Annotated in this window: 13 protein-coding genes; 9 read left to right on the top strand and 4 right to left on the bottom strand. The window is 64.0% G+C overall.

The annotated features are described in order from the left end of the window. The coding region (locus ACESL9_RS14025; RefSeq protein WP_372675017.1) for a peptidylprolyl isomerase at positions 1-296 on the bottom strand (296 nt) is incomplete at its 3' end. 135 nt (positions 297-431) lie between these two features. Between ACESL9_RS14025 and ACESL9_RS14020 the strand changes: the two genes are divergently transcribed. Next, positions 432-1,616 (top strand): phosphoglycerate kinase, encoded by a 1,185-nt coding sequence (locus tag ACESL9_RS14020; RefSeq protein ID WP_372675016.1) that lies wholly within the window; start codon positions 432-434, stop codon positions 1,614-1,616. A 39-nt stretch (positions 1,617-1,655) separates the two neighbouring features. Here the strand turns inward: ACESL9_RS14020 and ACESL9_RS14015 are convergent, their stop codons facing one another. Continuing rightward, complete coding sequence (locus ACESL9_RS14015) at positions 1,656-2,138, bottom strand: hypothetical protein (protein WP_372612054.1); 483 nt, start codon at positions 2,136-2,138, stop codon at positions 1,656-1,658. 287 nt (positions 2,139-2,425) lie between these two features. Between ACESL9_RS14015 and rpsF the strand changes: the two genes are divergently transcribed. The 6 genes from rpsF to ACESL9_RS13985 all read left to right on the top strand — a co-directional run bounded on the left by rpsF (position 2,426) and on the right by ACESL9_RS13985 (position 7,042). Then, positions 2,426-2,779 carry a 30S ribosomal protein S6 gene (gene rpsF / locus ACESL9_RS14010; RefSeq protein WP_372612052.1) on the top strand — a complete coding sequence of 118 codons (354 nt, stop codon included), beginning with the start codon at positions 2,426-2,428 and terminating at the stop codon, positions 2,777-2,779. A gap of 26 nt (positions 2,780-2,805) precedes the next feature. Then, positions 2,806-3,033: a 30S ribosomal protein S18 gene (gene rpsR / locus ACESL9_RS14005; RefSeq protein ID WP_013961325.1), complete on the top strand. Its 228-nt coding sequence runs from the start codon at positions 2,806-2,808 to the stop codon at positions 3,031-3,033. Positions 3,034-3,047: 14 nt separating this feature from the next. Further along, entirely contained in the window at positions 3,048-3,689 is a 642-nt protein-coding gene (gene rplI, locus ACESL9_RS14000; RefSeq protein WP_372612050.1) for a 50S ribosomal protein L9, read from the top strand. 240 nt (positions 3,690-3,929) lie between these two features. Further along, entirely contained in the window at positions 3,930-4,631 is a 702-nt protein-coding gene (locus ACESL9_RS13995; protein ID WP_372612048.1) for an autoinducer binding domain-containing protein, read from the top strand. A 132-nt stretch (positions 4,632-4,763) separates the two neighbouring features. Continuing rightward, positions 4,764-5,585 (top strand): acyl-homoserine-lactone synthase, encoded by an 822-nt coding sequence (locus tag ACESL9_RS13990; protein ID WP_372612046.1) that lies wholly within the window; start codon positions 4,764-4,766, stop codon positions 5,583-5,585. Between the two features lie 245 nt (positions 5,586-5,830). Then, positions 5,831-7,042, top strand: a complete 1,212-nt coding sequence (locus ACESL9_RS13985) for a cytochrome P450 (RefSeq protein ID WP_372612044.1) — start codon at positions 5,831-5,833, stop codon at positions 7,040-7,042. A gap of 15 nt (positions 7,043-7,057) precedes the next feature. On the opposite strand, the gene ACESL9_RS13980 is transcribed toward ACESL9_RS13985, so the two are convergent. Next, positions 7,058-7,477 carry a DUF1330 domain-containing protein gene (locus ACESL9_RS13980; RefSeq protein ID WP_372612042.1) on the bottom strand — a complete coding sequence of 140 codons (420 nt, stop codon included), beginning with the start codon at positions 7,475-7,477 and terminating at the stop codon, positions 7,058-7,060. A 97-nt stretch (positions 7,478-7,574) separates the two neighbouring features. On the opposite strand from ACESL9_RS13980, the gene ACESL9_RS13975 reads away from it, so the two are divergent. After that, a complete protein-coding gene (locus tag ACESL9_RS13975; RefSeq protein WP_372612040.1) occupies positions 7,575-8,660 on the top strand; it encodes a PLP-dependent transferase in 1,086 nt (361 codons plus the stop codon). Between the two features lie 52 nt (positions 8,661-8,712). On the opposite strand, the gene ACESL9_RS13970 is transcribed toward ACESL9_RS13975, so the two are convergent. After that, on the bottom strand, positions 8,713-9,126 hold the full coding sequence (locus ACESL9_RS13970; protein WP_372612038.1) for a SufE family protein: 414 nt from the start codon (positions 9,124-9,126) through the stop codon (positions 8,713-8,715). Positions 9,127-9,251: 125 nt separating this feature from the next. On the opposite strand from ACESL9_RS13970, the gene ACESL9_RS13965 reads away from it, so the two are divergent. Continuing rightward, positions 9,252-9,759 (top strand): hypothetical protein (locus ACESL9_RS13965; protein ID WP_372612036.1); only part of this gene is annotated, 508 nt, incomplete at its 3' end.

The raw sequence follows: 9,759 nt of genomic DNA, 5'->3' as shown, positions 1-9,759 counted from the left end.
CGGGCATGGGGGATTCGGCTGAACTCGGCCGGAAGGTCGGGCAGGTCCGATCCGCCGGTGCCCGCACGCCCGGGGTTGTAATCCTTTTCCATGTTGGCGTGCTGCACATCGCCGGTCTGGGCCATGAAGCCGTCGATCACGCGGTGAAAGGCCACGTTGTCATAGGCCCCGGCGCGGGCAAGCTCCTTCATCCGTTGGCAATGTTTCGGTGCCACATCGGGCATCAGTTGAATCGTGACGGTGCCGTCTTTCAGCTCCATCAGGATGGTGTTCTCGGGGTCCTTGATCTCGGCCATGTAGGCACTCCTTCCTGTCTCATCGCAGGTTACCTATGCCGCATTGCCCGCGACGACAAGTGACGGCATTGACGCCCGGGCAAGGCTTCGCCAAAGAGGCGCCATCGAAAACCGGAACCGGGCCGAGGGGACAGGATGGGCTGGAAGACACTCGACGACATGGATCTTGCGGGCAAGCGCGTGCTGGTCCGCGTGGACATCAACGTGCCGGTGCAGGACGGCCAGGTGAGCGACGCCACGCGGATCGAACGCATCGCCCCCACCGTGCGCGACATTCTGGCCAAGGGCGGCAAGCCGATGCTGTTGGCCCATTTCGGACGGCCCAAGGGCAAGGTGGTGCTCGACCTGAGCCTGCGCATCATCCTGCCTGCGCTGGAGCGGGCGCTCGGCTGTTCCGTGGGGTTCGTCGAGACGCTGGACGCTGCCGAGACGCTGACCGACGAGGCACGCGCCGCCGATGTGCTGCTTCTCGAGAACATCCGCTTTCACCCCGGCGAAGAGGACAATGACCCCGATTTCGCCGCCCGTCTGGCCGGGCTGGGCGATGTCTATTGCAACGATGCCTTTTCCGCGGCGCACCGGGCGCATGCCTCGACCGAGGGCGTGGCGCATCACCTGCCCGCCTGTGCCGGACGGCTGATGCAGGCCGAGCTCGAGGCGCTCGAAGCTGCGCTGGGCAGACCCGCGCGCCCGGTCATGGCGGTGGTGGGCGGCGCCAAGGTCTCGACCAAGCTCGACCTGCTCAGCAACCTGGTGGGACGGGTCGAGACCCTCGTGATCGGCGGCGGGATGGCCAACACCTTCCTTGCCGCACAGGGCATCGGGGTGGGAAAATCACTCTGCGAGCATGACATGGCCGATACCGCGCGCGAGATCATGGCCAAGGCCACGACCCAGGGCTGCGAGATCATCCTGCCCGAAGACGTGGTGGTCGCACGCGAGTTCGCTGCACATGCCGCGCATGAAACCGTGCCCGCCACCGAGTGCCCCTCGGACGCGATGATCCTCGATGCCGGGCCGCTCACCGTCGCGCGGATCGCCACGGCGCTGGACAACGCGAGAACGCTGATCTGGAACGGCCCGCTGGGTGCGTTCGAGATTCCCCCCTTCGACGCCGCCACCAGGGCCGCCGCGCAAAGCGCCGCCGCGCGCAGCCGCGCGGGTGCACTGGTTTCGGTCGCGGGCGGGGGCGATACGGTGGCAGCGCTCAACCAGGCGGGCGCAGCAGATGATTTCACCTATATATCGACCGCGGGCGGTGCGTTCCTTGAATGGATGGAAGGCAAGACGCTGCCCAGCGTTGCCGCGCTCGAGGCCTGAACGGGCGAGGGAATCGCCCCGGACAGATCGGTCAGCCCGCTATGCCGGGCGCACGAAGGCCGCGCCAAGCTCCGCGCGGATCGCGTCGGTGTTGACTGCACGTTCGACCGGCATTTCGACCAGTGTCCGCCCATGATGGTCGCGCGCGATCAACATCCCGTCGCGGAAATCGACATCGCTCAGGTCATCATAGCTGATCTCGACCTCGCGGACCACGACACCCGCCTCGCGCCTGATCAGCCGCAAACACCGCCGTCGCCCGTCAATCCAGACCTCGGGGTTCACGGGCCGACAGGCAGCCATCACGAACATGAGGCCACCACAAGCCAGAAACAGGCTCAGCCCCAGCTTGACCAGCATCAGCAGCGGGTCCCAGATCGCCCCGGGCCAGAACCAGAGCCCGACTGCCGCGATCAAAAGCGCGCCCCCGCCGATCCAGCCGATCACACCGCTCGTGGAATGGCCGGAGATCGCCAGCCCATGATCGCCATGCAAGGATTGCATTTCGGAGATGCCGACCATGGTGTTCCTCCTCTTGCCTGCGATCGCTCCGGGCTTTGACGGACAGCCTGTGTTCCGATCCCGGCAGCAGTGCGACGCCAAATGGGCTTTTTCCCGACACCTTATTTCGGCATGTAACCGTGCCCGTTGACCGCGCTCGGTCACACTGTCTTGCGTGACCGGCGAAAACATCGTAAGGGCTCTCGTCCTTCCGCAGTTTTTCATGAACCGCGCAGTCTCTCGTGGATGGGTCGCGGAAGGTGACATCGGCCCTCCTATGAAATGCGCATGACAAGAAGGAAGATCGCATGCCGCTCTACGAGCATGTTTTCATCTCGCGCCAGGACCTTTCCAGTACCCAGGCCGAGGGTCTCATCGAACATTTCGGCACCGTGCTCAGTGACAATGGCGGAAACGTCATCGACAGCGAGTACTGGGGCGTCAAGACGATGGCCTACAAGATCAACAAGAACCGCAAGGGGCACTATGCATTCCTCAAGACCGACGCCCCGGCGCCGGCCGTTCAGGAAATGGAACGCCTCATGCGCCTGCATGACGACGTGATGCGCATCCTGACCATCAAGGTCGACGAACATGCCGAGGGCCCGTCGGTCCAGATGCAGAAACGCGACGAGCGCGCCGAGCGCCGCGAGCGCCGTTGATCAGCCGCAGGAAAGGACCCTAAACCATGGCAACCAAACCGTTTTTCCGTCGTCGCAAGGTGTGCCCCTTCTCGGGCGACAACGCACCCAAGATCGACTACAAGGACACCCGTCTGCTGCAACGCTACATTTCCGAGCGTGGCAAGATCGTGCCCTCGCGCATCACCGCCGTCTCGGCCAAGAAGCAGCGTGAACTGGCCCGCGCCATCAAGCGCGCCCGTTTCCTCGCCCTTCTGCCCTATGCCGTGAAATAAGAAGGAGTATGGCAATGCAAGTGATCCTTCTCGAACGCGTGGCCAAGCTCGGCCAGATGGGCGATGTCGTCGACGTCAAGCCCGGCTTTGCACGCAATTTCCTTCTGCCGCAGGGCAAGGCGCTGTCGGCCTCCGAGGCCAATATCGCTTCCTTCGAGGCCCGCAAGGCACAGCTCGAAGCGCGCAACCTTGAAACCCGCAAGGAGGCCGAGGCCCTGGCTGCGAAACTCGAAGGCCAGCGGTTCGTCGTGATTCGCTCGGCCTCGGATTCCGGGTCGCTCTATGGCTCGGTCAGCACGCGCGACGCCGCCGATGCCGCGAACGAGGCCGGGTTCTCGCTCGACCGCAAGCAGGTGTCGCTGTCGCGCCCGATCAAGGAACTGGGCCTGCATGAGGTGCATGTGAACCTCCACCCCGAGGTCGATGTGACCATCCAGCTCAACGTCGCACGCTCGCCCGAAGAGGCCGAGCTTCAGGCATCGGGCAAGTCGATCCAGGAACTGGCCGCCGAGGAAGAGGCTGCGGCTGATTTCGAGATCGCCGAACTGTTCGACGATATCGGCGCCGCCGCGTCGGAAGACGAAGAGCTTGCCGAAACTGTCGGGGCCGAAGAAGAGCCCGCCAGCGACGAGAACGGCGACGAAGACAAGGCCTGATCGACCCAGGTCAACCGACGGGCATCAAGGCCGCGCAACCCCGGTTGCGCGGCCTTCTTTTGGCACGGCCAATCGCGCCGTCGCGCATTTTCTTCCGAAGAGGCGTTGCGCCACGCCATCCTGTGGCTGGAAATGACAAGGGCGCGCGCCCAAATTCTGACCATTTCTTCGAACATATTGTAAACTCTGGCGGCATTCATCTATGGTTGGGTACATCCGAATGCGGGCAAGGGCGGCTTCATGGATCTGATCGATCTCAGCAAGATACCGGATGCGGATGACCGCTTCCTGCGGTTTCTTGACGATCTTTGCCAGACGCTTGAGTTCGATCATGCCTCCTATGCCACGCTCAACCCGGTCTCGGGCACGGTTCAGGGGTTTGCCAATTACCGGAGTGACTGGGTCGACCATTACACGCGCAAGGCCCTGCACCGGATCGACCCGACCCTGCATTTCGGGCGCAAGTCCATTGCCCCGGTTGATTGGGGCCGGCTCGAACGCACCGCCCATTTCCACTCGGTGTTCGACGATGCGCCCCAGTTCGGCATGTCCGACCAGGGGCTGACCGTCCCGGTGCGCGGACCCTATGGTGATTTTGGCCTGCTTTCCGTCACCCGCGACTGCCCAAAACACGAATGGCAGAGCCTCAAGAAAAAGGTGATGGGCAATCTTCAGGTCGCCGCGGTGCACATGCATGACAACGTCATGCAATCCGACCTCGGCATTGCGACACTGCACCGCCCGGCACTCTCGACTCGGGAACGCGAAATCCTGCAATGGGTCGCCGAAGGAAAATCACAGCAGGATATCGGCGACATCCTTTCAATCTCGCACCGCACGGTCGAGGTTCACCTGCGCTCCGGCCGGTCCAAGCTCGGCGCGCTGACCACCGCGCAGGCGGTCGGCCGAGCAATCAGCCTCGGCCTCGTCAAGCCCGGCTGACCGGGATACCGCCCCACCATCTTTCGAAAAGTTACGCTACGTAATCTTCTCGCCTTACGGGAATCCCCTAATGGCCCGTTCACCCGGTTTGAGCGATTCTATCCACACGACGACAAACTTGGGGATAACAAAATGATCATCGTGACAGACGCACTGAACCGTGAACGCCACACGGATATAATCGACGAAATGTACCGGCTGCGTGCCCGCGTGTTCCAGGACCGCCTGGGCTGGGACGTCAAGGTCACCGATGGGCGCGAGTTCGATGAGTTCGACGCACTTGATCCGGTCTATATCATCGCGCTCGACGAAAGCGGCCATGTGGTCGGCTGCATGCGGCTCTTGCAAACCACCGGCCCGCACATGCTTTCGGATGTCTTCCACGAGATCCTCGACGGCGAGCCCCCCCTGCGCAGCGCGCAGGTCTGGGAAGCGACGCGTTTTTGCGTCGATACCGAACGCCTTTCGCGTTCAGGCCGGGCCAGCAACTCGATTTCCTATGTCACTTCCGAGGTCATGATCGCGGCGTTCGAATATGGCCAGGAGGCCGGCATTCTCGATGCGGTGGCGGTGATCGACCCGGTGATGAACCGCGTCATGATCCGTTCGGGCAATGCGCCTTACGACTATCTCGGCACGGCCAAACCGATGGGCAAGGTCACGGCCATGGCCGCGCTCATGGATTGCTCGGAAGAGCGTGTGGCCCGCATTCGCGAATTTTCCGGCATCACGCATGACGTTTTCACGCCCGAGCATGTCGTGCGCGCCGTGTTTGAAGCGGCCCACGCCCCCACCACTCACGATCACCTGCCGGAGGCGCTGAAATCCTATCTGGACGAACAGATCGCTGCGGCAGGCACAGCTGATGAACTGCGGGATGCAAAGGCGCTCGCGGCCACTCTCGCAACCCGCTTCTCACGGGAGGAAGATCAAAGATATCAATCGGTTCACTGATAGAACAGACAACACTCACGGTTCCCCTACCCGGCGCGCAAGCGCCTGGGGTCTCTCCCTGCGATTGCTCCCCAGTCTTCGATTGGTCCGGGGCGCGTTGCGGCCCGCGCCAATCGACGCAGGGAGAGACGGTTTCTTGCACGTCGCAGCCATGCCCGCAGGCGCACGGTTGACAGGACCGGCTTGCCCCCGATCGTAAGCGCGCTTACCATGCGCCCCAACGACGACCCGAGGGAGGCATGGCCATGGATGGCAGGATCAACGATTTCGACCTGATGGAGATCGGGGCTGAGTTCATCGAGAACCCCTATCCCACCCTGCGCGCTTTGCGCGAGACGTCGCCGGTGCATCGCAACGCCGACGGCTCGGTCTTTCTTACCCGCCATGCCGATTGCCTGCGCGTCTATCAGTCGCGCGACATGCTTTCGGACAAGACCCGCGAATTCGGCCGCAAGTTCGGCCAGTGCCCGCTGCTTACCCATCACACGACCTCGCTCATCTTCAACGACCCGCCCTATCACACGGTGGTGCGCAAATTGATTTCCGGCGCCTTCACCCCGCGCAAGCTGGCCGAGTTCGAGCCGCTGATCGACGAGATCGTCGATCGCCTGCTCGACCGGGTCGAGGAACTGGGCGAGTTGGACCTGATCGAGGATTTCGCCAAGATCCTGCCGACCGAGATCATTTCCTTCATGCTCGGCATCCCCGAGCAATACCGCGCCAAGCTGCGCGACTATTCGCTGGCGATCCTTGGCGCGCTCGATCCGGTCGTGCCCGAAGACCGGATGGAAGCCGGCAATCAGGCGGTCACGGAATTTTCCGAGATTCTCGACGATCTCATCAACCACAGGCGCGCCAACCCCGAAGGCGCCGCCCAGGGCGAGGTGCTTGAAGCACTCATTTTCGGCGAACATGACGGGCGCCGGCTGACCCAGGAAGAGTTGATCCAGAACTGTATCTTCCTCTTGAACGCCGGCCACGAGACCACCACGAGCTTCGTCGGAAATTCGATCGGTATCCTTCTTGATGAGCCCGAACAGCACCGGATGCTGCTCGACGACCCGGCCCTGATCGACACCGCAGTCGAGGAGTTTCTGCGTGTGCAGTCGCCCCTGCAGATCGGCAATCGCCTGGCCCAGGCGGATATCGAGCTTTCCGACGGCACGGTGCTGCCCGAGGGCACGTATATCCACACCTCGATCGCCGGGGCCAACCGCGACCCGGCGATGTTCGACGCACCCGAAACGGTCGATATCACCCGCAAGCCCAACCGCCATATCGCCTTTATCACCGGCATCCATGTCTGCCTTGGTGCAACGCTGGCACGAATCGAGGGGCGCATCGCGCTGGGCAAGTTCATCGCGCGTTTCCCCAGGATGCAACAGACCGGTCCACGACGCCTTGTCCCGCTGGCGCGATTCCGCGGGTATGCCAGCCTGCCGATCAGCGTGCGTTGACGCCACGCGGGAGGCTTAGCCGCCGAAGTCCTCGCCCACCGGCAGCGGCTCCATCCGGATCAGCCGCGAATCACGCACCGCCGCCTGCCGGTGCTCCATTGCCGCGCGATACTCGGGGTCCTTGATCATGCTCACAAAGACTTCGGCATCGGGATATTCCGCGATAAAGCACAGATCCCAGTCCTCGCCCTCCTGAGGGCCGATCAGCATGAATTCCATCTTGCCGCGCCAGACGATCCGCCCGCCCAGCCGTTCAAGGATATGCGCCGTCTCGCGCCCATAGGCGGCATAGGCCTCGGCCCCCGTGGCCGCGCGCCCATCCGGGTATTCGGCCCTCTCGCGCAGCTTCACGAGGTTGAGCATGTGAATCGGCCCCTTGCGCGGCACGTCGCGAAAACCGCGAAACTGCTCTCCGGTAAATCCGACATGATCCATGATGATCCTCCCTTTGGGACCAACGTGACGTCACCGCCCCGACCGGTCAACGCATCCCTGCTTGTGACGCCGCGGCATTGGCCGCATAGTCGCGCGCATGACTGACAGACCCGACCCCACGACCCGCTTTCACGCCATGCTGCACGTGCGCTCCGGCGCGCTCGAGCCCGGCGACCCGGTGCCCGAACCGCTGGTCATGACTTCGGCCTTCGCGCTTTCGGAGCAGCCCGCACCCGATCGCAGCTATGGCCGCATGGCCACGCCCACGGTCTCGGCGGTGGAGGCGCGGCTGGCCCTGCTCGAAGACGCACCCTGTCTGCTTTTTCCCTCTGGAATGGGGGCTTACGGTGCATTGATGATGGCCGCGCTCAAGACGGGCGACCGGGTTCTCTTGCTCTCGGATGGCTATTACGCCGCGCGCGCGCTCACCGAAACCGTACTCGCCCCCTTCGGCATCACCATGCAAAGCTGTGCTGCGCGAGACATCGCCAGCGCCCCGCTCGACGGGCTGGCCATGGTCATCGTCGAAACCCCGTCCAATCCCGGCCTCGACGTGATCGACATCGCGGCGCTGGCCGCACGTTGCCAGGCCGCGGGCGCGCGCCTCGTGGTCGACAACACGGTCTGCACGCCGCTCTTGCAGCAACCGCTCGATCTGGGGGCCGATGCGGTGATCGTCTCGGACACCAAGGCGATGGGCGGGCATTCAGACCTGCTCATGGGTCATGTCGCCAGCCGCGATGCTGGGCTGATGGAGCGGCTTCACGCCACCCGCTCGCTCGCGGGCGCGATCCCCGGCCCATTCGAGGCATGGCTTTTGCTGCGCGGGCTTGAAACTCTCGATCTGCGGCTTGCGCGGATGTGCGAGAACGCGCGCGCCGCCCTGCCCGTTCTCGAGGGGTCCGACAAGGTCTCCGACGTCATCTACCCCGCGCCCCACCCGCAGGCTGCCGACCAGGGGTTCCTCGTCGGGGCCAGCTTCCCTGACGCCCCGACCGCCGACCGGTTTCTCGAACTGGCAGGCTTTGCCCCCACCACCAGTTTCGGCGGGTTGCACAGCTCGGGCGACCGCCGCGCGCGCTGGGGCGACGCGGTGCCCGCGGGGTTCCTGCGCCTGTCGTTCGGCATCGAACCGACCGAGCGGCTCATGGCCGACATCGCCCGCGCCCTCGATCAGCTCTGACCAAGGGGCGCATCCCGATCTTTGCAGAAAAATCGTCTGCCGGGCCGTAAATCTATGCCGCGGCCTGGGCCGCCACACCGCGAATGCGCTCGATCATGGCGCGCAACCCGTTCGAGCGTTGCGCCGAAAGCGCCTCGTCCAGCCCCAGCCGCGCCATCTCGGCGCGCGCGTCGACCCGGAGCACCTCGTCAACCGGCAAGCCGTTGTAAAGCCGGCGCAACACCGCGATCAGCCCGCGCACGATCATCGCATCGGAGTCGCCCTCGAACGAGAACACGCCGCCCTCGATCCGCGGATGCAGCCAGACCTGGCTGGCACAACCCTCGACCTTGGTCGCCGGCACCTTGAGCGCCTCGGGCAAAGGGTCCATCGCCTTGCCCTCCTCGATGACGAGGGCATAACGATCCTCCCAATCCTCCAGAAACTCGAAATCCTCGACAATGTCCTCAAAGGCTTGCGTGGCCATGATGCTCTCCGGTTGCGACAGCCTCTACCTAAGCACGTCCGGCGCAGAGGTCCAGATCGTTGCATGGCGTCTTTTCAACGCGGCGTGAATAGGCTAACCCGGAACAAACGGCAAAGGCAGGGCCCATGCGGACATCCATCATCCTTCTCCTGACGGCGACGCTCACCCTTTCGGCCTGCGGCGCGGTGCGCGACAGCCGGGTCAACCCGTTCAACTGGTTCGGCGGAAGCCGCGCCGAATCCCTGCCCGCCACCGAGAACAGCAACCCGCTCATTCCCCAGCGCAGCGGCATGTTCGCCCGCCGCCCCGAGGCGCCCTATGCCGGCGTGCCGGTGGCAGTGATTGACGACCTTTCGATCGAACGCGCCCCGGGCGGCGCCATCGTCCGTGTGCGCGGCACCGCCGCCACCCAGGGCGCGCACGAGGTTCGACTTGTCAAGGAAGACGAAGAGAGCGACGCCACCACGCTGACCTACACGCTCAAGGCGCAGTTCCCGCAAGACACGCGGCGAGTCGGTCCCGAAACCAGCCGCGAGTTGACCGCCGCGCGTTTCGTGACAAACAACGATCTCGAGGGCATCCGGACGATCCGCGTCAAGGGCGCGCAGAACGCGCGGTCAAGCTCGCGCCGCT

It is taken from the genome of Aquicoccus sp. (assembly GCF_041686535.1).
Lineage (GTDB): Bacteria > Pseudomonadota > Alphaproteobacteria > Rhodobacterales > Rhodobacteraceae > Aquicoccus.
Note: the sequence above shows the minus strand (reverse complement) of the source record. Positions and strands in the feature narration are given on the sequence as shown.